Raw genomic sequence first — 25,170 nt, forward strand, 5'->3', positions numbered from 1 at the left:
GGCTATTTCCGGCGGATCTCAAAGGCATCGGTGTGGCTGTAGCCTTCGGCCGGCACCAGCCTCGCGGTGAGCGAATCCCGCCCCGCCCGTACATCCAGGGTGCCCAGGGTGGCGTTACGGTTCTTGCCTGACCAGCTGGCGAAATAGCCAACTTCCGGATCGTCGTCGTGGACGTTGTAGTGTCCGACGCCGCCAATGCCGACGCCCACAAAAACTGTCCCGGCACCCTGGACCATCGTGTCGTCGGTGTCGGCCAGGCACTGGGTCGAGAACGACGCCGGGACCAGGGCCGGGCAGTCGCCGGAGAGGCCCAGCTGGTGCGTTCGCTGGTAGACGTGGTCGTGGCCGGTGAGGACCAGGTCCACCTTCTTCTCGATCAGCATGTTGGTGAATTCCTCGCCGGGCTGGCAACCATAGTTGCCCAGGCTAAAGCACGGGGCGTGCATGCCCACCACGGTCCACGGGATATTGCGGGACTTGGCCCCGTCCAGCGCCTCGGCGGTCCAGCGCCAGCGCTCACTGCCCCTGGAGTAGTCCAGCGGGTTCCCGCCCCGGAAGTCTATGCCGGGCGAGACCATCACGATCCGCACCACAGGGTCCTGTTCCGGGACGTCCACGTACCACTGGGTCCCGTACTCGCCCTGAAGCCCGGGCAGCCGGTTGGGCAGGCACTTGACGATATTGGCGATGTCCCCCTCGTGGCCGTCACTTTCGTGGTTGCCCGTGACGACCTCGTACGGGAAGCCGGCGCCAAGCTTGTCGGCCACCAGGTCGCAGAACTGCTGCTCGATCCCCGCCTTGTACGTGTAATCGCCGAGCCCCAGGTTCAGTTGGGGTTTGATCTGCGCAATCACATCCAGCACCTTCCGCGCGCCGGAGCCGACGCCGGTGTCCCCCTGGGCAGTGAAGTGCACGGTGGAGCCCTCGATGGGCGGGAGCGGGGGCTCCGGCGGGGTCCGCGACGTCGGCTGCCCCGCGGAGCTGGAGGGTGGAGGCTGCGGGGTCTCCGGGGTGCAAGCGGGCAACAGCAGGGCCGCCGTCAGCAGAGCCGCTGCTAGGCCGAACCTGTTCGATGCGCGCGATGATCGGGCCACGGTTCCTCACATCAAGAGTCTGAGTCCGGCCGGCGCGGCCGGGCAGTGCCGGACGGTTTGGCGGCGGACAATTCGACGGCTGCTAGGCCTAGGGTAAGCCCGGCTGCTTGGCCAAGGCCAGAGGACTCTGGCTGGTTGGCCGCGGGGCCCCGGGGCAGGCGGCCGCGGCACCTATCGCCGCCCGGGCTTCCTCGTTAGCATGCTTCTTGGGGACTTCCGGTTCCCGGCGGGCACGCCCGCCGCCGATGCGAAGGAGAAATGGCGATGACCCTGCCCGAAGGATTGACCCCCGGCGTCTGGACCTTGGACATGTCCCACAGCGAAATCGGATTTAGCGTCCGCCATGCCGGAATCAGCAAGGTCCGGGGCCGCTTCAACGAAGCCTCGGCCGAGGCGCGGGTGCGGGATTCCCTCGCCGACGCCAGCCTGCACGCCACGATCAAGACGGCCAGCTTCGACTCCGGCGACGCCAACCGTGACGGCCATGTGCGCGGACCCGACTTCTTCGACGTCGAGAACTTCCCCGAGATGACGTTCCGCGCCACGTCCATCAGGGGCGACGGCGAGGACTACGTGCTCACCGGCGACCTCACCATCCGCGGCGTCACCAAGCCTGTGGACCTGGAAGTCGAGTTCACCGGCATCGCTGTGGATCCGTTCGGCGCCACCCGGGCCGGCTTCAGCGCGGAGACGGACATCAGCCGCAAGGAATTCGGCCTGACCTGGAACGCCGCCCTCGAGGCCGGCGGCCTGCTGGTCAGCGACAAGGTGAAGATCAACGTCGAAGCGGCCATGGTCAAGCAGGCCGACGCCTAGCAGCGGCGTGGAATCAGGGGCTGACCCCAAATCAGGGGCCGCTCAGGGCAAACCCTTGATCCGGATCCGCGGCCGGCGGGAGACAATGGTGCCATGAAGACACTGCTCAATATCATCTGGCTGGTTTTCGGCGGCCTCTGGCTGGCGCTGGGATACTTCCTGGCCGGCGTCATCTGCTGCCTGCTGATCATCACCATCCCGTGGGGCCTGGCCTCGTTCCGGATCGCGTCCTACACCCTGTGGCCGTTCGGCCGCATGGTGGTGGACAGGCCCGGCGGGAACGGCGTCTTTACCCTGCTTGGAAATGTCATCTGGCTGCTGGTGGCCGGCATCTGGATCGCGATCGGGCATGTGGTCACGGCCTTTGCCATGGCGGTCACCATCATCGGCATCCCGCTGGCCATCGCGAACCTCAAGCTCATCCCGGTGTCCCTGATGCCGCTGGGCAAACAGATCGTTCCCACCGATCGGCCCTTTGTGACCGGCTACCGCTAGGCCGGCCCGGGCGGACCGCCCGGCAGCCGAGGGAGAGTGCAATGCCAGAGTCAACATTTCCGGACGCAGTGCCCAGCGACGATGAGCTGATGCTGGTCATCACCCGCGAATTCCAGGTCCCCATCAGCGCGGTCTGGTCCGCCCTGACCGATCCGGACCAGGCGCCGGCCTGGTGGGGACCGCGGGGGTTCCACGCCCCGCGGGAGAGCATTGACGCCGACCTGGAGGTCGGCGGCCTGTACCGGGCCTGCATGGTCCAGGACGCCACCGGGCAGGAGTACTGGTGGAGCGGGGTCCACACGGACATCGAGCCGCCGAACCTGTTTGTGTTCACCCATGCCTGGGACAAGCCGGACGGGACCAGGGGCTTCGAGACCGAGGTGACGTTCCGGCTGGAGGAGATCGACGGCGGCACCCGGATGACCTTCACCCAGGGCCCCTTTGATACGGCGGAGAACCGCGATAGCAACGGTGCCGGCTGGAGGGAGTCGTTCGAGCGCCTGGCTGAACACCTCCGCCGCGGCGCCCCCTGACTCCGCGTTGCGGTTAGGGCTGCTGTTTCAGGGCTGCAGACTCACGGATTTCGTAACTGAGGTTCTGCAGGTCCTCGTCGGCCTCGTTGACCTGGATGCGGTAGCCGTCCGGATCCAGGACGGTGAGGAATCGTCCGAAGGTTTCATCCATGACGGGCGAGGTCTCGAAGCCGGCCGCGGCCAGCCGCTCCGCCAGAGGCTCGAGCTTCTCATCGCTGGTGAACTGCAGGGCCACCGCGCCGGCGTCGTCGTGTGTGCCGGGGTGCCGCGCGATGTGCAGCCCCAGCGAGCCGCCGCCCGCGTTGAGGTCCGCCCAGGTGCCGCTGGTCGCCTCGGTCTGTTCTGCCAGGCCCAGCAGCGCATAGAAGGCGCGGGAGGCCTCGACGTCACGGACGAAGCGGATCGGGGTGAGTCTCATTCGCTGTGGCCTTTCGTTGTGTCCAGGGTCCGGGTCAGGGCCTCCTCCACGAAGGCGGACAATGAGAGCCCCTCCTCGATGGCGGCGTGTTTGACCCGCTTCACCAGCGGTGTCGGCAGATAGACGTTGAACTGCACTTTCTCTGTCATGGCTAGAATGCTAGCAACCTAGCCAGTCGGCCACAAGGGGTTTCCTCAGCCGAGTTCTCCCTGCAGGTTCCGCCGCGCCCCGTCCTGCCACAGCTCGCGGCCACGCGCCGTGTGGAAGAGCGGATCCAGTTCCAGCAGCCGGCGGACGACGGCGGCGCGTCCGGCAGCGAAATCGGCGTCGCCGATGTGCGCGAAGTCTTCGCGGACGGCGGCGAGGTAGCGGGCGTAGGCCGCCGGCTCGCAGGCCAGGACGGAGAGATCGGCGTCGCTGAGCAATGCGGCGGCACCGTCGTCGGGATCCGGCCGGTGGTCCGCCGTCATCCTGACCAGACGCGCGACCTCATCCACCTCGTCCGCCGGCAGCCCGGCGTGCGCCAGCCGCTCCTCGGCGAGCCGGGCCGACTCCTCCTCGTCCTCGCCGGCGATGCCGCGGTACACCGCGTCGTGGAACCAGGCGGCGAGCAGCACCGTATGAGGCGGCCGCGCCGGCGCGGTCAGAAGGTCAAGGGCCTCCAGCACGGCGAGCAGGTGGGTGCGGCCGTGGTACTTCCGGTGCTCCTCGCCCCAGCGGTCCAGCAGGTCCAGAAAGAGCGCGTCGTGGCCCGGGAGGACCTCGTTCCAGCGGGTCAGCAGCGGCAGTTTCAGGGACCCGTTGCGCCGCCGGGCCGGAATCCGCAGGCCGCTCGCGATCAGCTTGCGGACCAGGACCCTGCCCTCCACCGGGATGGCCCCGGCGGCCACGAGAGCGGCGTAGCGGGCTTCGGCGACGTCGTAATGGTCGCCGTCGAACGCCCGCTCCGGGATGCCGGCGGCCCGGGCGAAGGCATGCAGTTCCTCGAGCGAGCTGTCCGAGATGAGGTGCGAAAAGCGGGTTCCGTGGGCGGGCCACAGCGGTGGATCAAGGTAGACGGCCATGCAGGCAGTCTACGAGGCGGCCGGCAGGATGTTCTGGTTGCCGCGGAAGACGTTCCCCGGATCGAACTCGCGCTTTACCCGGGCCAGCCGGGCGTAGTTGTCTGCGCCGAAGGCCGCCTGGACGCGGTCCGCGCCCTCGTCCCCGACGAAGTTCAGCCACACGCCGCCGTTGGCGAAGGGGGCGATGTCCTGGAGGAACTTCCTCACCCAGGCCCTGGCCTGCTGCCCGCCCTCCGGTGTCTCCTCGATGCCGAAGGGGTGCGTGACCCACTTGGCGCCACGGTTCTGCAGCGGGGTCTGGGCCGCGGCGGCTCCGGCCACCGCGCCGCCCCAACGGGCCACCAGCTGCTGGGAGTGCGTCCGGCACGCGGGTTCCGGAGGATGAGGGTCTGTAGCGGCCAAATTGACGCAAATGCGGGTTAGAGTGAGCCCATGACTCGTATTCGCGTTTCCGAGGCCGCCCGGTTCCTCGGCGTCAGCGACGACACCGTCCGCCGCTGGACCGAGAACGGCAGCCTGACCCCGCTCAAGGATGAGGCGGGCCGGCTCGCCGTCGACGGCCTGGAACTCGCCACCCTCGCCCGGGACCAGGCGAAACTGCCGGAGGACCCGGCCCGCGCCGGAAGCTCGGCCCGGAACCGCTTCGTCGGACTGGTCACCGCCATCACCGCGGACACCGTGATGGCCCAGGTGGAACTGCAGTGCGGGCCGTTCCGGGTGGTGTCCCTGATGAGCAGCGAAGCCGTCCGCGAACTCGGCCTGGAACTGGGCTCGGTGGCCACCGCCGTCGTCAAGGCCACCACGGTGATCATCGAAAGCCCGCACGGGAGGTCGCTGATATGAGCCGGTTCCGCAGCGCCGCCGTAGTGCTGGCAACGGCCCTGGCGGCCGCGGTCTCCGGCTGCGCCGGCCCGGCCGGCGGGGGTGCGCCGGAGAAGGCCCTGACGGTGTTTGCGGCGGCCTCGCTGAAGGGGCCCTTCACGGCGCTGGCGAAGAAGTTTGAGGCCGGCCACCCCGGGACCAGTGTGACGCTGAGCTTCGCCGGCTCCGCCGACCTCGCCACCCAGCTTGGCCAGGGCGCCCCCGCGGACGTCTTCGCCTCCGCGGACCAGAAGAACATGGCCAAGGTCGCCGGCGCCGCCCTTGTGGAGGGTGCCCCCCAGGACTTCGCCAGCAACGTCCTGGCCATCGCCGTGCCACCCGCCAACCCGGCGAACATCGGCTCGTTCGCCGATCTGGCCAGGCCCGGGACCAAACTCGTAGCCTGTGCGCCCCAGGTTCCCTGCGGCGCCGCGGCCGCGACGATTGCGGCCAAGGCCGGTGTGGCACTGAAACCGGTCAGCGAGGAATCCGCCGTCACGGACGTCCTCGGCAAGGTCACCTCGGGGGAGGCGGACGCCGGGCTGGTCTACGTCACCGATGTGCGGGCCGCCGCCGGCAAGGTCAAGGGGATCGACTTCCCAGAGTCCGCCTACGCCGTCAACAAGTACCCGATCGCCGCGCTGAAAGGCAGCAGCAACAAGGAGCTGGCCGCCGCCTTCGTTGGGCTGGTCACCGGAGCCGAGGGGCAGCAGCTCCTCACAGACGCCGGCTTCGGCCGCCCGTGACGCGGCACGCCTACAGCGGCATCCCGCGCTGGGTGCTGGGCCTCGCCGCCACCGGGGCACTGTTTGTGCTGCTGCCGCTCGCGGCCATGGTGGCCCGGGTCAATTGGGCCCAGTTCCTGCCGCTCGTCACCTCGCAGGCCTCGCTCACCGCCCTGGGCCTCAGCCTGCGCACCGCGGCGGCCAGCACCGTGCTGTGCGTTGTGCTCGGGGTTCCCCTGGCGCTGGTGCTGGCCCGGGGCGAATTCCGGGGCCAGCGGCTGCTGCGCTCCTTTGTGCTGCTGCCGCTGGTGCTGCCGCCGGTGGTGGGCGGCATCGCGCTGCTGTACACCTTCGGCCGGCAGGGCCTGCTGGGCCGGAGCCTTGAGGTGGCCGGCCTCCAGATCGCGTTCTCGACGACGGCGGTGGTGCTCGCGCAGACCTTTGTGGCGCTGCCGTTCCTCGTGGTGAGCCTGGAAGGTGCCCTGCGCTCCGCGGGCAGCCGGTACGAGGCCGTGGCGGCCACCCTCGGCGCCCGCCCCACCACGGTGCTGCGCCGCGTGACCCTGCCGCTGGTGCTGCCTGGCCTCGCCTCCGGCGCCGTGCTCTCCTTCGCCCGCAGCCTCGGTGAATTCGGGGCCACCCTCACCTTCGCCGGCAGCCTCCAGGGTGTCACCCGTACGCTGCCGCTGGAAATCTACCTGCAGCGAGAGGCCGACGCCGACGCCGCCGTCGCGCTGTCGCTGCTGCTCGTTGCGGTGGCGGTCATCGTCGTCGGACTGAGCTACAGGAGTTCCTCGCCTGCCGGCCGCCCAGTCGGCAGCCCTGCTGCGGGCGGCCTTTCGGCGGCCGGGCGGGGGCGGGCATGACGTTCACGTTCGACGCCGCCGTCGCCGCCCGCGGGTTCGACGTCGCGCTGGGCCTTGGGCCGGCGGAAAAGGTGGCGGTCCTCGGGCCGAACGGCGCCGGGAAGTCCACCCTGCTCTCGGTGGTGGCCGGCCTGGTGCGGCCCGATGCCGGCCGGGCGGAGCTGGACGGGCGGGTCCTCTTTGATCTGGGGCAGGGTCCGCAGGCATGGACCCCGCCGCACCGGCGCGGCACGGCCCTGCTGGCCCAGGAGCCGCTGCTGTTTCCGCATCTGAGCGCGCTCGAAAACGTCGCGTTCGGTCCCCGGAGCGCCGGTTCACCCCGGGCCCAGGCCAGGGAAACGGCCCGGCACTGGCTGGCCGAGGTCGACGCGGCGGACCTGGCCGGCCGCAGGCCCGCGGAACTCTCCGGCGGCCAGGCCCAGCGGGTGGCGGTGGCCCGGGCGCTAGCCGCCGACCCGGGACTGCTGCTGCTGGACGAGCCGATGGCCGCCCTGGACGTGCACGCGGCCCCGCTGCTGCGGCGGCTGCTCAAGCGCGTGCTGGCAGGGCGCCGGGCCATCATCGTGACGCACGACGTGCTCGATGCGTACATGCTGGCTGACCGGGTGGTCGTGCTGGAGGGCGGCAGGATCACCGAGGAGGGCCCCACCCGGGAGGTGCTTCAACGGCCGCGTAGCCGCTTCGCCGCGGGGCTGGCCGGGCTGAACCTTTTGGCCGGGACCGTCACCACGGGCGGGCTCCGGACGGGCTCAGGCCAGGAACTGGCTGGCCGGTACGAGGATCCTCCGGTTCCGGGACTGAACGGCGTGGCGGCCTTTCCGCCGTCGGCTGTCTCCGTGTTCCTGGACGAGGCGCATGGCAGTCCTCGGAACTCCTTTCCGGTGACGGTGACCGACCTGGAGCCGCACGGCGACCAGATCCGGGTGCGGGCCGGGGAGCTGTCCGCGGACGTGACGCCCGCGGCGTCGGCGGATCTGGGCCTGGCACCCGGGGTACGCGTCTACTTTGTGGTCAAGGCGGCCGCGGTATCGATCTACCCGGCCTAGGGTGGAGGGAAGCCTGCCCCGCAACCAAAGGAATCACGTGCACAACAGCTCAGCCCCGGCCCATGGACGCACCGCCCTGGTGGTCGGAGCCAGCGGCATCGCCGGGTCCGCCCTCGTCACCCTCCTCGCCGAGAGGGGCTGGGAGGTGCTGGCGCTGACCCGCGGCGGGGTTTCGCAGCCCGGGGTCCGGTCCATCAGCGCCGACCTCACCTCACCGGGGAGCCTCGCGGCTGCCCTCGCCGGCGAAAAATCGACGCACGTGTTCTTTACCGCGTGGTCGCGGCAGGACACGGAACGGGAAAACATCGAGGTCAACGCCGCGCTGCTGCGGAACCTGCTCAACGCCCTGCACCACAGCCCCGTGGAACATGTGGCCCTGATGACCGGCCTGAAGCACTATCTGGGCCCGTTTGAGGCCTACGCCGCCGGGGAAATGCCGGACACGCCCTTCCACGAGGAGGAACCCCGGCTACCGGTTCCCAACTTCTACTACGCCCAGGAAGACGTCCTGTGGGCCGCGGCCGAACGCCAGGGGTTCAGCTGGTCGGTCCACCGCGCCCACACGGTCATTGGCCACGCGGTGGGCAACGCCATGAACATGGGGCTCACACTGGCGGTGCAGGCGTCGATCTGCAAGGAGCTGAACCGGCCATTCGTCTTCCCCGGCTCGGAGACGCAGTGGAACAGCCTCACCGACATGACGGACAGCGGACTGCTGGCAGAACACATGCTCTGGGCGGCGACGGCGGAGGCGGCGGGCGATCAGGCATACAACATCGTCAACGGAGATGTCTTCCGCTGGCGCTGGATGTGGCCGCGCCTTGCAGCTTACTTCGGCGTTGACGCCGTCGGTTTTGAGAGCGAACCAAGGCCGCTGGAAGTGCAGATGCGGGGCATGGAAACGGGGTGGGCGGACATGGCTGCCCGGCACGGACTGGCCGAACCGGACCTCGCGCGCGTCTCCTCGTGGTGGCACACCGACGGCGACCTGGGACGCAACATCGAGGTGCTGGCCGACATGAGCAAAAGCCGCCTCGCGGGCTTCGCCGGGTACCGCCGAACCCTGGACTCCTTCACTCAGCTGTTCGACCGTCTCCGGGCGGACCGACTGATCCCGTAGCTGCCGGCTGCGGGGCCGTTTACCCGGGTTGGGTTTCCTGGTCCTTGTTGCCCTGGGCCTTGTTCCGCACCGGGTGCTGGCTGACGATCGAGACGCGGTTGAAGGCGTTCATGGTGATGGCGAGCCAGCTGATCGCGGAGAACTCGGTGTCGGTGAGGTGCCTGCGCGCCCGGCCTCCTTCGTGCTCGCGGGCCTCGGCATCGGAGATGTTGGTGATCGCTTCGGCGAGGGTCAGGGCGGCCCGTTCCCTTTCGCTGAAAAGGTTGGTGTCGCGCCAGGCCGGGAGTACAGCCAGGCGCTGGGCTGATTCACCGTTCTTGACCGCGTCGCCCACGTGCAGGTCGAGGCAGAAGGCGCAGCCGTTGATTTGCGAGATGCGGACGTTCAGCAGCTCGATCAGCGCCTGGTCCAGCCCTGCCTCCTCCGCGGCTTCCTTGGCTTTCAGGCCGAGGCCATTAAGCGCACGCCACGCGGCGGGGTGCGCCTTGTCCAGGAAAACGCTTCGGGTGCTGTGCTCGGGTGCCGGAGTCTCATCCATGAGTCCCAGATTACAGAGGTCCGGCCACCCTTGCCCGCGCGGCATGTGACAAAGTTGTCAAATGTGTGACAAGCTTTACTCATAGCCGTTATTCGATCCGGTGGTCGGTTCCTTGGGGGAGCCGACCGCCGGGTCGCGTCTCTAAGCCGGCGCGCCTTCAGGACGGCGCGCACGCAATGTGGGCCAGTCGCGAACCGGCCGCCACCATGGCATCAGCGTCGCTGGCCACGATCACGCCCGTAAAGTTGTCCGCGTAGTCGCCGAGGTCCTCGTGGATGGAACCGACGACGGCGTAGACCGGCGTGGTGCCGCTCCGTGCCAGGATGGCGGCAATGATCTTGCCCTGGCCCGTCTGGGAGTCCAGCCGGCCCTCGCCCACCACCACCGCGCTGCTGGCGGCGGCGTGCGCGTCGAAGCCGAGCAGGTCCAGGACGTGGTCCGCGCCGGACACCAGCCGGGCGCCGTATTTCGCCCACATGCCACCGGAGAAGCCGCCGGCGGCCCCGGTGCGGTCCACCGGGCGGGGATCGCGCCCCAGTTCCCGAACAAACCCGTCCGCCAGGGCGTCGAGGCGCCGCGTGAGGGCCTCCACCGTGGCGGGGTCGGCGCCCTTCTGCGGGCCGAAGACCCGGGCGGCGTCGGCGAAGCGGGTCGTCACGTCGCTGAGGACCACCACCTCGGCGCCGTCGAGGCCGCCGCGTTCCTCAATCGCGGCGATGGCCCCCGCCCCGCCGTCGGTGGTGGCGGAGCCGCCGGCGGCCACCAGCAGGAGCCGCGCCCCGAGCCGGACGGCTTCCGCCATCATCACCCCGGTGCCGTAGGTGCTGGCCCGGACGGGGTCCCGGTCCCCGGCGGTGGGCAGGTTCAGTCCGCTGGCAAAGGCGAGCTCGATGACGGCGGTGCCGTCCGGCGCCAGCGCGACCACGGCGTCGACGTCGTCGCCCCAGGGGCCCACCGTGCGGACCCGCACGGGCCGGGCGTCGAGTCCCCGGACCAGCACCTCGAAGGTTCCCTCGCCGCCGTCGGCCACGGGAAGTTCGACGGCGGACGCCCCGGCAACCCGGATTCCGGCGGCGATGTGGGCGGCGACGTCGGCGGCCGTGAAGGTGCCCTTGAAGCTGTCCGGGGCGACGAGGATGCTCACCGGCCTAGAATCCCACCTTGTCGCGGCCCTTGAGCTGCAGCATTTCGCGGGCTTCATCGGGGGTGGCGATCTCGAAGTTCAGCGCCTCGAGGATGGTGCGGATCCGGGTGACCTGCTGGGCGTTGGAGGTGGCGAGCTGGCCGGGGCCGATCCAGAGTGAGTCCTCCAAGCCCACGCGGACGTGGGAGCCCATGGCCGCGCCGATCGTGGCGAGCGGCATCTGGTTCTTGCCGGCGCCCAGGATGGACCACTGATAGTCGTCGCCCAGCAGCCGGTCTGCGGTGCGGCGCATGTGCATCAGGTCTTCGGGGTGGGCGCCGATCCCGCCGAGCAGGCCGAAGACGGACTGCACGAACAGCGGGCCGCGGGCCAGGCCGCGCGCGTGGAAGTGGGCCAGGTTGTTCAGGTGCGAGATGTCGTAGCACTCGAACTCGAACCGGGTGCCGTTCTCGTTGCCGATGCCGAGGATGGTCTCGATGTCCTGGAAGGTGTTCTTAAAGACCAGATCGCGGCTCTTCTCGAGGCCCTCGCGCTCCCACTCGTGGCCGAACTCCGTGAACCGGTCCAGCATCGGGTACAGGCCGAAGTTCATCGAGCCCATGTTCAGGGAGGCCAGCTCGGGCTTGAACAGGGCGGCCGGCTGCATCCGCTCCTCCACGCTCATGTGCGGGGAGCCGCCGGTGGTGATGTTGATGACGGCGTCAGTGTTGCGCTTGAGCTTGTCCAGGATCGGGGCGAAGTGCTCCGGGTCCTGGGAGGGCCGGCCGTCCTTGGGGTCGCGGGCGTGCATGTGCACAATCGCGGCGCCGGCCTCGGCGGCGCCGATCGCGGCGTCGGCGATCTCGTCCGGGGAGACCGGCAGGTGCGGGGACATGGACGGGGTATGGATGGCGCCGGTGACGGCGCTGGTGATGATGACTTTGCGTGCGGCAGCCATGGGGGCAGCTCCTTCGGGGCTCAGTAAAGCTTTTCGGTGTTGCCGTCGACGGCGAGGGCCTGGCCGTTGACGTTGCGGGCGAGGTCGCTCGCGGCGAAGGCGGCCATGTTCGCGATGTCCTCGGCCTCGATCAGCCGGCCCAGGGACGACTGGTTGTGGTATAGCTCGGAGACCTGCTCGGCCGGCAGGTCCAGCATCTGCGCTTTGGCGGCGATGACGGCGTCGATCCGGGGGCCGTTGACGGCACCGGGGCAGATCGCGTTGACCCGGATCCGGTCAGGACCCAGCTCGATCGCGAGGGTCTTGGTCAGCCCGATCACGGCCCACTTGGACGCCGAATAGGCGCTGCGCCCGGCCATGCCAAGCCGGCCGGCCGCGGAGGAGAGGTTCACGATCGAGGCGCCGGTGCCCTGGCGGAGCAGGGGCAGGGCGTGCTTGATGCAATAGAACTGGCCGTGGATGTTGACGTCGAAGGTGGCCTTCCAGGCGGCGGCGTCGAGGGTCTCCAGCGGGCCGGTGGGCCCGGCGATGCCGGCGTTGTTGACCAGCACGTCCAGGCCGCCGAGTTTCTCGGCCACCGTGGCCATGAGTTCGCGGACCTGGGCCTCGTCGGAGACGTCGCTGACCGCGGCCGCGAGGCCGTTGACGCGGGCCTTTTCGACGGCGTCGGGGTCAATGTCGGTGACGAAGACGGCGGCGCCGAGTTCCTGGAACTTCTTGGCGATGGCCAAGCCGATGCCGTTGGCGCCGGCGGTCACCAGGACGCGCTTTGCGGTGAAATCCATGGGGTAGTCCTTGCTGTGGTGGTTCGGGGTGCCGCTCCGCCGGCGCGCAGGGCGCCGGCGGAGCGGCAGGGGTGGCGGAGGCCCTAGTGGGCGGCCGGAACGCCGTCGGGCTTTTCCGTGCCGCGCTTGAGCATGAGCGAGAGCAGCGCGCCGAGGATGCACATGCCCACGATGAACCAGAGCCCGGAGAGCTTGGAGCCGGTGGCATCCTGCATCATGCCCATCACGTACGGGCCGAGGAAGCCGCCGCAGAGGCCGATGGTGTTGACGAAGGCGATGCCGCCGGCGAGGGCGGCTCCGGTGAGCCGGGTGGCCGGGTAGGTGAAGAGGATCGGCTGCAGGGCGAAGAAGTTGAAGGCCGCGAGGCAGAAGCCGATCATGCCCAGGAGGGGACCGCCGACGGCGCCGAGGGCGAAGCCGGAGACGATGCCGATCATCGTTCCCGTGACCAGCAGGCGGGAGCGCCGGCCGTCGGTGGCGAACCGGGGAATCAGCAGGGCGCCGGCGGCGGAGAAGATCCACGGGATGGCCGTCAGGAGGCCGATCTGCAGCGGGTTGAGCTTGCCGTACGTGCCGATGATCGACGGGAGGAAGTAGGACAGGGCGTACACGGCGATCTGGTGGGTGAAGTAGATACCGACCACCAGGAGGATCTGCTTGTCCTTGAGGATGTCGCGGAGGCGGTGGTTGCCGGACGCTTCAGCGCCGGCCTTCTCCTCGGCGGCGATGCGGGCCTCGAGGTCCGTGGCTTCCTCGGCGGTGAGGAACTTGGCCTGGGTGGGACGGTCCGGGAGCTTCTTCCAGACGACGTAGGCCAGGAGGCAGGCGGGCAGGCCCTCGATGATGAACATCCACTGCCAGCCGTGCAGGCCGCCGAAGCCGTCCAGGGTCAGCAGCAGTCCGCCCAGCGGTGCGCCGACAATGTTGGCGATGGAGACGCCCAGCAGGAACATGCCGTTGGCCTTGGCGCGGTCTTTCACAACGAACCACTGGGTCAGGAAGTACATCACGCCGGGGAAGAGCCCGGCCTCGGCGACGCCGAGCAGCATCCGCATGATGTAGAAGGACCATTCGCCCTGCACGAAGGCCATGCAGGCGGAGATGATGCCCCAGGTGATCATGATCCGCATGATCCAGAAGCGCGCGCCGACCTTGTGCATGATCAGGTTGGACGGGATCTCGGAGAGGGCATAGGTCAGGAAGAACAGGCCGGCGCCGATGCCGTAGGCGGTGGCGGAGATACCGAGGTCAATCTCCAGGCGGTCCTTGGCCATACCGATGTTGGTGCGGTCCAGGAACGCCATGATGTAGGCGCCGATCAGCAGCGGCATAACGCGGCGGAGGATCACGCCGTTTATTTCCTGCGGTGTACGCATCTTCGTTGGTGCGGATACAACTGACATGGGTCTTCGTCCTTGAATTGGGTCAGGGTTGATGGTCAGGGTGGCAGCGGGCAGCGCGGTGGAAGCCCTTGACGCAGCGGATGCGCTTGGTGCTGGTGTTTAGGGTGGTGCGGGGTGGTGCGGGGTGTCAGGGAAGGGCGGGGGAGCAGCCGCAGGTGCGGCCGATATGGAGGCGGTGCCGGCACACCCGGGAGGTGTAGCTGCCGGACGGGGTCTCGATGCGTTTGAGCAGCATGGCGAAGGCCTCGTGGGCCATTTCCTGCTGCGGCTGGACAATGCTGGTCAGGTTGATCAGCCCGGAGCGGCTGTGCGGCAGGCCGTCGCAGCCGGCCACGGCCACGTCCTCCGGGATCCGCAGACCCCGAGCCAGGGCGTACTCCATGACGCCGATGGCGAGCTCGTCGCTGCCGCAGACCACTGCCTGCGGCGGTGTTCCGGAGGCGAAGAGGCGTTCCGCGGCCAGCCGGCCGCCCTCGTTGTTGACCCGCGTGCTGATCTTCCGGTCCCCGCTGATGACGACGCCGGCAGCGGCCGCCGTCCGCACGAAGGCCTGTTCCCGGGCCAGCGATGCGGTGGAGAAGCGGGGCCCGATCACGGTGGCGATCTCGGTGTAGCCGTGGCCGAGCATGTGCTGCATCAGCAGCGTGGCCGCGGCGTCGTCGTCGATCCCCACGAAGTCGGAGTCGAGGAAGTCGGCCCGGCGGGACAGGCAGACGTAGGGGGTCCGGGCGGCCCGCAGGGTGCGGAGGGCGCGGGCGTCGTCCCGGAGCGAGGCGGCGAGGATGACGCCGTCCACGTTGCGGTTCGCCAGCGTCGCCGTGACCTGGGCGAGGATTTCCGGGTCGTCCTGGGTGGTGGCGACGAAGACCTCGTAGCCGGAGTCTGCTGCCGCCGAAATGATGCCCTGGGCCCAGCGCGGGAACATCGGGTTGATGATGTTCGGCAGGATCAGGCCGATCACGCGGGTGCGCTGCAGGTCGGTGGACTGGGAGGACTTACGTGGCCTGAAGCCAAGTTCGTTCGCCACGTGGATGATGTGGCGCCGGGTCTCGGGGGAGACGCCGCCTTTGCCGTTGAGCACGTAGGACACGGCAGCGGAGGAGACTCCCGCCGCCCGGGCCACGGCCGCCGCGGAAACCGTGGCAACAGGGCCGTCGGCGGCAACAGTCGTGGCTTGCTCCTGCATTCTGACCCTCCTTCGCGTCGGTTTCTCCCGCTGTGACCTCAGTTACAGTACTGAGCGCGCCGAACGTTAAGCAACGTTAAGTGTTTTGGTGGTGCGGTATGTGGTTCCGGCGCCTTGACCGACGGACATGCCCATCCTCGGGCGCGGCACGGGCTTGGTCTCGGGTTAGTTGCCGGCGGGAGCGGGCGCGGCTCGGTTGCGGCTCGGGTGCGGCTGGGCGAGGCGGGTGAAGCCTGGGTTGATCGCGGCTTGGTGGCGGACTGGATAGGCGGGCTCAGAGCAGCGGTGGCCGAATTCCGGTCCTAGCTCCGCTGGACATGCCCATCCTCGGGTTCGCCCAGCGGACATATTCGGATTATGTGCACTCGTCGGCTCGAACGATGGGCACGCCCATTGGCGCGAAGAGTGGCCAGCGGGCATGTCCAACGCCACGCGCGAACGATGGGCATGCCCGCAAGCGGTAAGGGCTGCCAGCGGGCATGTCCAACGCCGCGCGCGAAGGATGGGCATGTCCGTTGGTGCGAAGAGTGGGCGACGGGCATGCTCAGTATTCCGCGCGAAGGATGGGCATGTCCGTTGGTGCGAAGAGTGGGCGACGGGCATGCTCAGTATTCCGCGCGAAGGATGGGCATGTCCGGAAGTGCAGCGGTCCGGCCCTAGACAGCAGTTTCGCCGTGGGCAAACATGGACCAAAAGGGGCCGGATGCAAAGTTGAGCGAGCTAGACTCAACTTTGACGACAGTCTTATCCCGGAAGGAGCTCTCTTTGGACGCCAAATTCACCACCAAGAGCCAGGAGGCTCTTTCGGCAGCCGCCATGAACGCCTCGACGGCCGGCAACCCGCAGCTGGAGCCCGCCCACCTGCTCAAGGCGCTGATGGACCAGCGCGAGGGGGTCGCCGTCGCGCTCCTGCGCGCCACCGGTACCGATCCGGATGCCGTCAGCGTCCAGGCGAGCTCGGCGATCAAGGCGCTGCCCTCCAGCTCCGGCAGTTCGGTGCAGCAAGCCCAGCTCTCCCGCGCGGCGATGAACGCTATCAAGAACGCCCAGAACGAGGCCGAGCGCCTCGGCGACTCCTTCGTCTCCACCGAGCACCTGCTGCTGGGCCTCGCGTCCGGCAACGACGACGTCGGCCGGCTGCTGCGCGACGCCGGCGCCTCCCACGAAGCGCTGCTCGCGGCACTGCCGGGGGTCCGGGGCGACCGCAAGGTGGACAATGCGGACCCCGAGAACACCTTCCAGGCATTGGAGAAGTTCGGCACCGACCTGACCGCGATCGCACGCTCCGGCAAGCTGGACCCGGTGATCGGGCGCGACGCCGAAATCCGCCGCATCATCCAGGTGCTCAGCCGCCGCACCAAGAACAACCCGGTGATCATCGGCGAGCCCGGCGTCGGCAAGACCGCCGTCGTCGAGGGCCTGGCCCAGCGGATCGTGGCCGGCGACGTCCCGGAAAGCCTGCGCGGCAAAACCCTGATCGCCCTGGACCTCGCCTCGATGGTGGCCGGCGCCAAGTACCGCGGCGAATTCGAGGAGCGGCTCAAGGCCGTGCTCGAGGAGATCAAGAGCTCCGAGGGCCAGATCGTGACGTTCATCGACGAGATCCACACCGTGGTGGGCGCCGGCGCCACGGGGGACAGTTCCATGGACGCCGGCAACATGCTCAAGCCCATGCTGGCCCGCGGCGAGCTCCGCCTGATCGGTGCCACGACGCTGGACGAGTACCGCGAGAACATCGAGAAGGACCCGGCCCTGGAACGCCGCTTCCAGCAGGTCTTTGTCGGCGAGCCCAGCGTGGACGACACCATCGGCATCCTGCGAGGGCTCAAGGAACGCTACGAGGCCCACCACAAAGTGGCCATCGCCGACTCCGCCCTCGTGGCCGCCGCGGCACTGTCCAACCGCTACATCACCGGCCGGCAGCTCCCGGACAAGGCGATCGACCTCGTCGACGAGGCCGCCTCCCGCCTCCGCATGGAAATCGACTCAGCGCCGGAGGAAATCGACCGGCTCCGGCGCCAGGTGGACCGGCTCACCATGGAGGAGCTGGCGCTGGCGGGCGAGACCGACGCCGCCTCGGTGGAACGGCTCGCCGCACTGCGCGCCGACATGGCCGACAAGAAGGAAGAACTCGCCGGGCTCAACGCCCGCTGGGAGGCGGAAAAGGCCGGCCTGAACCACGTCGGCGACCTCAAGGCCAAGCTGGACGAGCTGCGGTCCGCCGCGGACCGGGCCCAGCGCGAAGGCGACCTGGAAACGGCGTCGCGCGTGCTGTACGGCGAGATCCCCGCCCTGGAACGCGAACTGAACGCGGCGGCCGAGGCGGAGTCCGCCCGGGTGGCCGGCGGCGGCGCCAAGCAGGACCTGATGGTGGCCGACGAGGTCACCGCGGACGACATCGCCGAGGTCATCTCCGCCTGGACCGGCATCCCCGCCGGGCGCATGCTGCAGGGCGAGAGCCAGAAGCTCCTCGAGATGGAGCACGTCCTTGGCGAGCGGCTGATCGGCCAGACCAAGGCCGTCACCGCGGTGTCCGACGCCGTGCGCCGCGCCCGCGCCGGCATCAGCGACCCCAACCGGCCCACCGGCTCCTTCCTGTTCCTGGGGCCGACCGGCGTGGGCAAGACCGAGCTCGCCAAGTCGCTCGCCGACTTCCTGTTCGACGACGAACGCGCCATGGTCCGGATCGACATGTCCGAGTACTCGGAGAAGCACTCCGTGGCCCGCCTGGTCGGGGCGCCTCCCGGCTACGTGGGCTACGAGGAGGGCGGCCAGCTCACCGAAGCCGTCCGCCGCCGGCCGTACTCCGTGCTGCTGCTGGACGAGGTGGAGAAGGCCCACCCGGAGGTGTTCGACATCCTGCTGCAGGTGCTCGACGACGGCCGCCTCACCGACGGCCAGGGCCGCACCGTGGATTTCCGCAACGTGATCCTGGTCCTGACCTCCAACCTGGGCAGCCAGTTCCTGGTGGACCCGAACCTCGACGCCGCCGCCAAACGGGACGCAGTCATGGCAACGGTGCACGCCTCGTTCAAGCCCGAGTTCCTGAACCGGCTCGACGAGGTGGTGCTCTTTGATCCGCTGAGCGTGGAGGAGCTGGCCGAGATCGTGGAGCTGCAGGTCAAGGAGCTCGGCGAACGGCTCAAGGGCCGCCGGCTCAACCTGGAGGTCACGGAGGGCGCCCGAGCGTGGCTGGCCGTCACCGGCTACGATCCCGCCTACGGCGCCCGGCCGCTGCGCCGCCTGGTCCAGCGTGAGATCGGCGACCGGCTGGCCAAGGCCATACTGGCCGGCGATATCACCGACGGCGACACCGTGCTGGTGGACACCGCCCCGGACCTGATGGAGCTCACCATGGGCGGCCCGGACGTGTCCCCACGGCCCGACGGCGGCGCCTCCACCGGCAGCGGCCTCTCGGTACGCCGCAAGGAGTAAGACCGTCGGCACGCCTGCAAGGGGCCGCCGGCCGCCTTGTGCCGCTGGCGGCCCTTTTGCTGGGTTGCTTTTAGGCGCGCCGCTCGTCAGTCGAGGCAGAGGCAGAACGGATGGCCGGCCGGGTCCAGGAAGACCCGGAAGGTTGTACCCGGCTGATGTCCGTGTTTCCTCGCGCCCAGCTCAAGGGCCGCCGCCTCGGCGGCATCGAGGTCATCAACGGCGAAGTCGAGGTGCATCTGCTGCGGGACGTCCTGGCCGGGCCACTGCGGCGGCGTGTAGGAATCGACTCGCTGGAAGCTCAGCGAATCACCGTAGTCGGCGCGGATGGAGCACCAGTCATCGTCGTCCTGCTCCACCTTCCAATCGAGCAGGGTGCCGTAGAACTTGGCCAGGGACTTGGGATCAGGGCAGTCCAGTACAACGACCGGGAAGCGTGCGATAGCCATGGCGACACTCTAGGACATTTCCGGCCGAGCGCACCGGAAATGCCGGACGCGGGCAACCGTTGCCCGAAGATGCCGGTGCGGGTAACAATGATCCCGCCGAATCCAGCCCGGCCGAAAGGAAGCCTTCCGTGACAGCGCGCGACACCTCCTCCGTCGGTGCGCCCTGCTGGGTCGACACCTGGCAGCCCGATCCCCGGGCCGCCAAGGACTTCTACGGGCAGCTCTTCGGGTGGACGTTCGACGATCCGGAACCGATGCCGCCCGGTCTCGACGGCGGCTACTACAGCGCGCGCTTTCGCGGGCAGTTGGTGGCCGGCATTGGGCAGGCCCCGCCGCTGTCACCGCCGGGCTGGCTCACCCACGTCCGCGTCCACGACGTCGGGGAATCCCTGGCTCGCGCCGAGCGGGCAGGAGGCAAGCGCCTCGGGCTGGCTGATGACGGCTCCGAGGGCCGCTTTGCGGTGCTCGCCGACCCAGCCGGCGTCCCGTTCTGCCTGCGGCAGTCGGGGGCAGGCGACGGGGTCGAGCTGGCCGACGAACCGAACTGCTGGGCCATGAGCTCCCTCCACGCCCCCGACGTTGGCCAGGCCCAGGCCTTCTACGGAGCTTTGTTCGGCTGGGAGCTCAAAGCGGTGCCTAACGCTCCCTTTTCACTGTGGCTCCTCTCGGACCGGGTCGTGGCAGTCGTTGCGGCCACCGACGGCATCGAGGTTCCGCCGCATTGGAGCGTCAACTTCGCAGTCCGCGACGCCGACGCCACTGCTGAGCGTGCTGTCTCCCTGGGCGGCGGCCTTTTGATGGCGCCGGCGGATACTCCGGGATTCCGGAGCGCCGTGATCAGGGATCCGCAGGGCGGCGTCGTCGCGGTCAGTGCCGCCACCACCTGACGCGGGTCGCCAGCGATAGCTCGCGTCGAGCAGTCTCGACGCGACGTGGGCCGTTGCCCGGAACCGGGCGCTACAGCGTCTTGGAACTACGGCAGGAGGGATTCCATAATGACGTTGCCGGCGTCCACGGCGACGTAGCAGTCCACCCGTCGGTCGCCGGTGCCCCAGCTGGAGGAGCTCGGGTAGGCCAGCTTGTAGCTGAGCAGGTAGTCGCTGGACTTGTCGGTCAGCAGGGCCGACTTGCAGGCGTCGAGCGCTTTTTGTTTCAGCGGGTCGCGGCCGGGGTAGGCGTCCGAGGCAGCATACGACTCGATGGCCACCAGCTGCGCCGAATGTCCCGTGTCGCAGGCGACCACCGTGGACGCCGCGGCGTTCGGGTCGAAGTCCTTGAAGCAGTCGCCGAGGCGGAAGTCCATCGGGTTGACGCCTTCCAGCGGCAGCGCGCCGCGGGCCGCGGGGGTTGCGGAGGACGCGGACGCGGCCGGTGCGGGCGAGGTGCCGGCGGCAGGCTGCTGCTTGGCGGCGCCGAGGGCGGTAAGCCACCAGATCACCAGGCCGAGCACCACGACGGCGGCGAGGGCCGCCCCCACCTTGGCCAAGCCCAGCCGCTGGGCGCCGGCCCACAGGGTGCGGCCCAGCTCCTGGGCGCCGGATGCCGGCTTCGAGGCCCGCAGTTGCGCCGTCCTGGCCGAAAGGAGCTTGCCGAACTGGGCGGTCCCGGAGGCCGGGTTGCGGTTTGGTCGGACCTGCGGCAGCGCCGACGTCGGCGGTGCGGAAGGCCGCGGCGGGATATGGACGGAAGAGGGCAGGCGCGCCGGCGGGGTCGACGCCGGGCGGCGCCCGGCGTCGTGGGGGTGCGGAACGTCAGGCATTCCTGCATCGCCGAGCCTGGCGTTCTCGCTGCTCTCAGGCCTCTCGGTCACTCGGGAAATCACCTCATCCATGCGTTGCGCCGGGGCTGGACGTCCGGCTCTGGGCCCCCGTCGCCGGGAGCCCATCAAGAGACTCTATCGAAGAAGCGCGCGGGCCCGCATACAGGCCGGGGTCCGAACCGGGGCCCGATGGGCGCGGCGGGACGCGCAGCTTGCACCGTGACGCCGTCCACAGCTGCCGGGCCGGCGAGCAGTACCGGCCGAAAGCATGTAATCTAGGTGTACGACAAATTGACCAAACATTCCGGGGCCTCACCGATCGCCAAATGGTGACCACCTCCGGTCCGAGTACAAAAGGGGGTCACGCCATGGGGCGCGGCCGTCAAAAGGCAAAAGCTACCAAGCAGGCTCGGGATATTAAGTACTATTCCCCGAACACTGACTACTCTGCGCTTCAGCGTGAGCTGAAGAGCTCCGAGGGTCGTGCACCGAGTCGTTTCTCGAGTGAGCCCGTTGAGCCGGACTATTCGGCTTATGTCGATAAGTACGCGGACGATGTGGAAGAGGACGACGACGAGGTAGATTCCCGTCGGATAGGTTAGTCGCCACTTCACTCCGGGATCCCCTGCAGGCAGGGGACCCGGCCATGTTTTTCAGGCCCGCCGGCCACACCCCGTTCGGGGCGTGCCCGGCGGGTTTCTTGCGTCCGGCCCGTACCGTCCGTTGCTTGCCGGGTCCTGCACCGCGGGCTACCTTGGGTGTGCCGGAGTGCCCGGCGTTCTCTGGGAAGGACTGCCATGGCCATTCGATCGGGATTCAGCCAGGGGGAGGTCTGCTGGACCGACCTCCAAACCTCGGATGTGGCGGCGGCCAAGGACTTCCATACCGCCCTCTTCGGCTGGAGGTACGAGGATCTGCCCACTCCTGATGGCCGCAGCTATGCCCAGGCGTTCCTGGGCGAGGAGCTGGTGACGGTGATCGCGCCGCAGAACCCCCGGCAGCGGGAGTCCGGGGCGCCGGGGCAGTGGAACGTCTACTTCACCGTGGACGACGCGGCCGGGCTCGCCGCTGAACTGACCCACGCCGGCGGGACCCTGGAATTTGGCCCGGAAGCCGTGGAGGGCACCGGCGTGATGGTCTTCTTCGCCCCGCCCGGCGGAGGGAGCACCGGGGCGTGGCAGGCCGGCAGCCACTTTGGCGCGGCCCGCACCGAGGAGCCGGGGCCCTGGCGTGGGTGGAACTGCTCACGCCCGAGCCGCAGGCCGCCGTCGGGTTCTTCCAGCAGTTGCTGGGCCATGACGTGACCGAATACCCGCAGGACGACGGCGGAACCTACACGACGCTGATGGTGGCCGGTACGGAGGTGGCCGGGATCGCCACGGTACCGGCGGCCGAACGGAACCTGGAGCCGGGCTGGCAGGTGTACTTCGGCGTCGAAAGCGTGGCCGATGCCGTGGCCGCGGCGCGGGCGGCGGGCGGAGTGGTGCTGGTCGAACCGGAATCCGGTGACGAGGCCGGCACCATCGCCACCCTGGCGGATCCGCAGGGCGGCGTCTTCAGCGTGCTGGAGGTTTAAAAACCAATCGAGTGCTCCAAAGGTGCCGTTTTGAGGGGTCTAAACGGCACCTTTGGAGCACTCGATGGGGGCTTAGGCGTAGGCGTTGACCATCCGGACGGCGCCGCCGTCGACGCCCTTGGCGCCCTGGACGTAGTCCGGACCAGTCTTGAGAACCGAGTCGGAGTCTTCCCCGACCGTGCCCATGATCCACGAGGGCAGGCCGTGGGCGTTCAGGTGGTTCACGGCGGCGTCGGCGGCTTCCGGGGAGACGATCGCCACCATTCCAACGCCCACGTTGAGGGTGCGCTCGAGGTCGGCCAAGGGGACGTTGCCCAGCTCGGAGACCAGCTTGAAGATGGCCGGCAGTTCCCAGGTGGCGCGGTCCACGGTGGCCAGCAGGCCCTGGGGCAGGACGCGGGCCAGGTTGGCGGCCAGCCCACCGCCGGTGACGTGGCTGAAGCCGTGAACGGCCTGGCCGGCGGCGGAGCCGTCCACCGGGAAGGTGCGGGCCAGGTCCAGGCAGTCGGCGGCGTATACGCGGGTGGGCTCGAGGAGTTCCTCGCCCAGGGTGCGTTCGAATTCGGAGACGTGCCGGTCCAGGGCCCAGCCGGCGTGGTTGACTACGCGGCGGACCAGGGAGTAGCCGTTGGAGTGCAGGCCGGAGGAGGCCATGCCGATCACGACGTCGCCGGCGCGGACGCGTTCCGGGCCCAGCAGGGAGTCGGCCTCGACCACGCCGGTGGCGGCACCGGCGACGTCGTACTCGTGTTCGCCGAGCAGACCCGGGTGCTCGGCGGTTTCACCGCCCACCAGGGCGGTGCCGGCCACCGAACAGGCGGCCGCGATGCCGCGGACGATGTCGGCGATCCGTTCCGGGACCACCTTGCCGCAGGCGATGTAGTCGGTCATGTACAGCGGCTCGGCGCCCACCACCACGATGTCGTCCACCACCATGCCCACGAGGTCGAACCCGATGGTGTCGTGGATGTCCATGGCCTGGGCGATGGCCACCTTGGTGCCCACCCCGTCGGTGGACGTAGCCAGCAGCGGCCGCTTGTAGGTCAGCAGCCTCGAGACGTCGTACAGGCCCGCGAAGCCCCCGACGCCGCCGATCACCGAGGAGTTGTGGGTCGCCTTGACGGCGTCCTTCATGAGTTCGACGGCGCGGTCGCCCGCCTCGACGTCGACGCCGGCGGAGGCGTAGGTGATGCCGGTGTTCTGGGCGGAGTTCATGTCAGCGGCCGGGGAGGCGGAAGTCATACTGGCTCTTTCTTGTCGGCATCAAGCTTGTCGGCGGGTACGCGGTCGGCGTCGGTGAGCAGTTGTTCGAATTCGGCGTCGGGCCCCGGATCGCAGCCGGTGGCGCCGGCCTTCTCGGCCGGATCCTCATCGGCGGGGATCGCGGCGTCGGACACGGCGTTGGCGGCGGCCCCCTTGGCGGGAAGGCCGCCGAGGTCCGTGCGCTCCAGCAGGTTCTTGCCCAGCTTGTCCGCGCCCGGGAGCTCGATCGGGTACTGGCCGGTGAAGCAGGCCGTGCAGAGGCGTTCGCGCGGCTGCCGGGTGGCCCCGATCATGCCGTCCTCGGAGATGTACGCGAGGGAATCTGCGCCGATCGCCTGGGAGATCTCGTCGATGGTGGCGCCGTTGGCGATCAGCTCGGCGCGGGAGGCGAAGTCGATGCCGTAGAAGCAGGGCCACTTCACCGGCGGGGAGGAGATCTTCACGTGCACGGCGGCGGCGCCTGCTTCGCGCAGCATCCGCACGATGGCGCGCTGGGTGTTGCCGCGGACGATCGAGTCGTCCACCACCACCACACGCTTGCCGCGGATCACGGATTCCAGCGCGTTGAGCTTGAGCCGGATGCCGAGCTGGCGCAGCGTCTGCGAGGGCTGGATGAAGGTGCGGCCCACGTAGGCGTTCTTGACGAAGCCGTGCGCGAACGGGATGCCGGATTCCTCGGCGTAGCCGACGGCGGCGGGGGTTCCGGATTCCGGGACCGGGATGACGATGTCCGCTTCCTGGGTGTTTTCGCGGGCCAGCTGGCGGCCCATCTCCACGCGGGATTCGTAAACGGAGCGGCCGGCGATCGCGGCGTCCGGGCGGGCGAGGTAGACGTACTCGAAGACGCAGCCGGCCGGCGTCGGCTCGGCGAAGCGCTGGGAGCGGACGCCCTGTTCGTCGATGGCGATGAATTCGCCGGGTTCGATCTCGCGGATGAAGCTCGCGCCGACGGTGGCGAGGGCGGACTGTTCCGAGGCTACGACCCAGCCGCGCTCCAGCCGGCCCAGGACCAGCGGGCGGATGCCGTAGGTGTCGCGGGCGGCGTAGAGGGTCCCTTCATCCATAAAGACGAAGCAGAAGCCGCCCTTGACCTTGGGCAGCAGTTCCAGGGCGGTCTGTTCGAGGGACTTGCCCTCCTCGCCCTCCAGCAGGGCGGTGACCAGGGCGGTGTCCGAGGTGTTGCCCTGCTTCATTTCGCCGCTGAGCTGGCCGCCGTTGCGCTCCTCGATCATGGCCTTGAGCTCGGCGGTGTTGGTCAGGTTGCCGTTGTGCGCCAGGGCGACGGTGCCGGTGGCGGTGGCGCCGAGGGTGGGCTGGGCGTTGGCCCAGTGGCTCGCGCCGGTGGTGGAGTAGCGGCAGTGGCCGACGGCCAGGTGCCCGGTCAGGGTGTTCAGCGTGGTCTCGTCGAAGACCTGGGACACGAGGCCCATGTCCTTGTAGACGTTGATCCGCTTGCCGTCGCTGGTGGCAATACCAGCCGACTCCTGGCCGCGGTGCTGCAGCGCGTACAGCCCGTAATAGGTGAGTTTTGCTACCTCTTCGCCGGGAGCCCAGACCCCGAAGACGCCACAAGCGTCCTGCGGGCCTTTTTCGCCAGAGAGAAGATCATGAGAAAGTTTTCCATCGCCGCGTGCCACTGGTCGATTATCTCACGTTGTGC

General features: G+C 69.1%; 28 protein-coding genes. 13 read left to right on the forward strand and 15 right to left on the reverse strand.

Translation table 11 applies throughout. The features are described 5' to 3' along the window. Window positions 1–2: 2 nt before the first annotated feature. Entirely contained in the window at window positions 3–914 is a 912-nt protein-coding gene (locus E7Y32_RS06880) for a metallophosphoesterase (RefSeq protein ID WP_146336466.1), read from the reverse strand. A gap of 444 nt (window positions 915–1,358) precedes the next feature. Between E7Y32_RS06880 and E7Y32_RS06885 the strand changes: the two genes are divergently transcribed. The 3 genes from E7Y32_RS06885 to E7Y32_RS06895 all read left to right on the forward strand — a co-directional run bounded on the left by E7Y32_RS06885 (window position 1,359) and on the right by E7Y32_RS06895 (window position 2,938). Further along, window positions 1,359–1,910, forward strand: coding sequence for a YceI family protein (locus E7Y32_RS06885; protein WP_146338323.1), 552 nt, complete (start codon window positions 1,359–1,361; stop codon window positions 1,908–1,910). A 93-nt stretch (window positions 1,911–2,003) separates the two neighbouring features. Further along, window positions 2,004–2,405 carry a YccF domain-containing protein gene (locus E7Y32_RS06890; protein WP_146336467.1) on the forward strand — a complete coding sequence of 134 codons (402 nt, stop codon included), beginning with the start codon at window positions 2,004–2,006 and terminating at the stop codon, window positions 2,403–2,405. A 41-nt stretch (window positions 2,406–2,446) separates the two neighbouring features. Beyond that, the gene (locus E7Y32_RS06895; protein WP_146336468.1) at window positions 2,447–2,938 is read left to right on the forward strand and encodes an SRPBCC domain-containing protein; all 492 of its coding nucleotides are present in this window, start codon (window positions 2,447–2,449) and stop codon (window positions 2,936–2,938) included. Window positions 2,939–2,951: 13 nt separating this feature from the next. Here E7Y32_RS06895 and E7Y32_RS06900 read toward each other — a convergent pair whose 3' ends face one another. The 4 genes from E7Y32_RS06900 to E7Y32_RS16390 are packed head-to-tail and all read right to left on the reverse strand — an operon-like array spanning window position 2,952 to window position 4,762. Continuing rightward, window positions 2,952–3,356 (reverse strand): VOC family protein, encoded by a 405-nt coding sequence (locus E7Y32_RS06900; protein ID WP_146336469.1) that lies wholly within the window; start codon window positions 3,354–3,356, stop codon window positions 2,952–2,954. Then, window positions 3,353–3,505 carry a CopG family transcriptional regulator gene (locus E7Y32_RS06905; protein ID WP_146336470.1) on the reverse strand — a complete coding sequence of 51 codons (153 nt, stop codon included), beginning with the start codon at window positions 3,503–3,505 and terminating at the stop codon, window positions 3,353–3,355. The genes E7Y32_RS06900 and E7Y32_RS06905 overlap by 4 nt, the downstream gene beginning before the upstream one ends. A 45-nt stretch (window positions 3,506–3,550) precedes the next feature. Beyond that, a complete protein-coding gene (locus tag E7Y32_RS06910) occupies window positions 3,551–4,420 on the reverse strand; it encodes a DUF4031 domain-containing protein (protein ID WP_146336471.1) in 870 nt (289 codons plus the stop codon). Window positions 4,421–4,429: 9 nt separating this feature from the next. Then, on the reverse strand, window positions 4,430–4,762 hold the full coding sequence (locus E7Y32_RS16390; protein WP_261382565.1) for a BBE domain-containing protein: 333 nt from the start codon (window positions 4,760–4,762) through the stop codon (window positions 4,430–4,432). A 90-nt stretch (window positions 4,763–4,852) separates the two neighbouring features. Between E7Y32_RS16390 and E7Y32_RS06920 the strand changes: the two genes are divergently transcribed. Genes E7Y32_RS06920 through E7Y32_RS06940 form a run of 5 tightly spaced genes read left to right on the forward strand, consistent with a single transcriptional unit; the run spans window position 4,853 to window position 9,038 of the window. After that, window positions 4,853–5,263: a molybdopterin-binding protein gene (locus E7Y32_RS06920; protein WP_146336472.1), complete on the forward strand. Its 411-nt coding sequence runs from the start codon at window positions 4,853–4,855 to the stop codon at window positions 5,261–5,263. After that, window positions 5,260–6,027 carry a molybdate ABC transporter substrate-binding protein gene (gene modA / locus E7Y32_RS06925; RefSeq protein WP_146336473.1) on the forward strand — a complete coding sequence of 256 codons (768 nt, stop codon included), beginning with the start codon at window positions 5,260–5,262 and terminating at the stop codon, window positions 6,025–6,027. Before E7Y32_RS06920 ends, modA begins: the two co-directional genes overlap by 4 nt. After that, the gene (locus tag E7Y32_RS06930; RefSeq protein ID WP_186467067.1) at window positions 6,024–6,872 is read left to right on the forward strand and encodes an ABC transporter permease; all 849 of its coding nucleotides are present in this window, start codon (window positions 6,024–6,026) and stop codon (window positions 6,870–6,872) included. The genes modA and E7Y32_RS06930 overlap by 4 nt, the downstream gene beginning before the upstream one ends. Then, window positions 6,869–7,918: a sulfate/molybdate ABC transporter ATP-binding protein gene (locus E7Y32_RS06935; RefSeq protein WP_146336474.1), complete on the forward strand. Its 1,050-nt coding sequence runs from the start codon at window positions 6,869–6,871 to the stop codon at window positions 7,916–7,918. Before E7Y32_RS06930 ends, E7Y32_RS06935 begins: the two co-directional genes overlap by 4 nt. A 37-nt stretch (window positions 7,919–7,955) precedes the next feature. Continuing rightward, window positions 7,956–9,038, forward strand: a complete 1,083-nt coding sequence (locus E7Y32_RS06940) for an SDR family oxidoreductase (RefSeq protein ID WP_186467068.1) — start codon at window positions 7,956–7,958, stop codon at window positions 9,036–9,038. Window positions 9,039–9,057: 19 nt separating this feature from the next. Here the strand turns inward: E7Y32_RS06940 and E7Y32_RS06945 are convergent, their stop codons facing one another. The 6 genes from E7Y32_RS06945 to E7Y32_RS06970 all read right to left on the reverse strand — a co-directional run bounded on the left by E7Y32_RS06945 (window position 9,058) and on the right by E7Y32_RS06970 (window position 15,031). Continuing rightward, window positions 9,058–9,576 carry a carboxymuconolactone decarboxylase family protein gene (locus E7Y32_RS06945; RefSeq protein ID WP_146336476.1) on the reverse strand — a complete coding sequence of 173 codons (519 nt, stop codon included), beginning with the start codon at window positions 9,574–9,576 and terminating at the stop codon, window positions 9,058–9,060. 157 nt (window positions 9,577–9,733) lie between these two features. Then, window positions 9,734–10,720, reverse strand: coding sequence for a glycerate kinase (locus tag E7Y32_RS06950; protein ID WP_146336477.1), 987 nt, complete (start codon window positions 10,718–10,720; stop codon window positions 9,734–9,736). 4 nt (window positions 10,721–10,724) lie between these two features. Further along, entirely contained in the window at window positions 10,725–11,657 is a 933-nt protein-coding gene (locus E7Y32_RS06955) for a 3-keto-5-aminohexanoate cleavage protein (protein WP_146336478.1), read from the reverse strand. Between the two features lie 20 nt (window positions 11,658–11,677). After that, window positions 11,678–12,442 (reverse strand): SDR family oxidoreductase, encoded by a 765-nt coding sequence (locus tag E7Y32_RS06960; RefSeq protein ID WP_146336479.1) that lies wholly within the window; start codon window positions 12,440–12,442, stop codon window positions 11,678–11,680. Between the two features lie 83 nt (window positions 12,443–12,525). Next, window positions 12,526–13,845, reverse strand: coding sequence for an MFS transporter (locus E7Y32_RS06965; protein WP_261382566.1), 1,320 nt, complete (start codon window positions 13,843–13,845; stop codon window positions 12,526–12,528). 127 nt (window positions 13,846–13,972) lie between these two features. Beyond that, a complete protein-coding gene (locus E7Y32_RS06970; RefSeq protein ID WP_146336480.1) occupies window positions 13,973–15,031 on the reverse strand; it encodes a LacI family DNA-binding transcriptional regulator in 1,059 nt (352 codons plus the stop codon). Between the two features lie 765 nt (window positions 15,032–15,796). On the opposite strand from E7Y32_RS06970, the gene clpB reads away from it, so the two are divergent. Continuing rightward, the gene (gene clpB / locus E7Y32_RS06975; protein WP_146336481.1) at window positions 15,797–18,466 is read left to right on the forward strand and encodes an ATP-dependent chaperone ClpB; all 2,670 of its coding nucleotides are present in this window, start codon (window positions 15,797–15,799) and stop codon (window positions 18,464–18,466) included. Window positions 18,467–18,552: 86 nt separating this feature from the next. Here clpB and E7Y32_RS06980 read toward each other — a convergent pair whose 3' ends face one another. Beyond that, a complete protein-coding gene (locus E7Y32_RS06980; RefSeq protein WP_146336482.1) occupies window positions 18,553–18,912 on the reverse strand; it encodes a VOC family protein in 360 nt (119 codons plus the stop codon). Between the two features lie 128 nt (window positions 18,913–19,040). Here E7Y32_RS06980 and E7Y32_RS06985 point away from each other — a divergent pair, with 128 nt between their 5' ends. Next, window positions 19,041–19,799, forward strand: a complete 759-nt coding sequence (locus tag E7Y32_RS06985; RefSeq protein ID WP_146336483.1) for a VOC family protein — start codon at window positions 19,041–19,043, stop codon at window positions 19,797–19,799. An 86-nt stretch (window positions 19,800–19,885) separates the two neighbouring features. Here E7Y32_RS06985 and E7Y32_RS06990 read toward each other — a convergent pair whose 3' ends face one another. Next, a complete protein-coding gene (locus E7Y32_RS06990) occupies window positions 19,886–20,671 on the reverse strand; it encodes a septum formation family protein (RefSeq protein WP_146336484.1) in 786 nt (261 codons plus the stop codon). A 368-nt stretch (window positions 20,672–21,039) separates the two neighbouring features. Here E7Y32_RS06990 and E7Y32_RS06995 point away from each other — a divergent pair, with 368 nt between their 5' ends. The 3 genes from E7Y32_RS06995 to E7Y32_RS16520 all read left to right on the forward strand — a co-directional run bounded on the left by E7Y32_RS06995 (window position 21,040) and on the right by E7Y32_RS16520 (window position 22,247). Beyond that, window positions 21,040–21,273, forward strand: coding sequence for a DUF3073 domain-containing protein (locus E7Y32_RS06995; protein WP_082492711.1), 234 nt, complete (start codon window positions 21,040–21,042; stop codon window positions 21,271–21,273). 195 nt (window positions 21,274–21,468) lie between these two features. Continuing rightward, the gene (locus E7Y32_RS07000) at window positions 21,469–21,975 is read left to right on the forward strand and encodes a VOC family protein (protein ID WP_315897992.1); all 507 of its coding nucleotides are present in this window, start codon (window positions 21,469–21,471) and stop codon (window positions 21,973–21,975) included. Then, window positions 21,906–22,247 carry a VOC family protein gene (locus E7Y32_RS16520; protein ID WP_395940443.1) on the forward strand — a complete coding sequence of 114 codons (342 nt, stop codon included), beginning with the start codon at window positions 21,906–21,908 and terminating at the stop codon, window positions 22,245–22,247. Before E7Y32_RS07000 ends, E7Y32_RS16520 begins: the two co-directional genes overlap by 70 nt. A 72-nt stretch (window positions 22,248–22,319) precedes the next feature. Here the strand turns inward: E7Y32_RS16520 and purM are convergent, their stop codons facing one another. Next, on the reverse strand, window positions 22,320–23,489 hold the full coding sequence (gene purM / locus E7Y32_RS07005) for a phosphoribosylformylglycinamidine cyclo-ligase (RefSeq protein WP_146336485.1): 1,170 nt from the start codon (window positions 23,487–23,489) through the stop codon (window positions 22,320–22,322). Continuing rightward, window positions 23,486–25,147, reverse strand: coding sequence for an amidophosphoribosyltransferase (gene purF, locus E7Y32_RS07010; RefSeq protein WP_146336486.1), 1,662 nt, complete (start codon window positions 25,145–25,147; stop codon window positions 23,486–23,488). The genes purM and purF overlap by 4 nt, the downstream gene beginning before the upstream one ends. Window positions 25,148–25,170 lie beyond the last annotated feature (23 nt).

The sequence above is a fragment of the Arthrobacter sp. UKPF54-2 genome (assembly GCF_007858535.1).
Classification (GTDB): Bacteria; Actinomycetota; Actinomycetes; order Actinomycetales; family Micrococcaceae; genus Arthrobacter.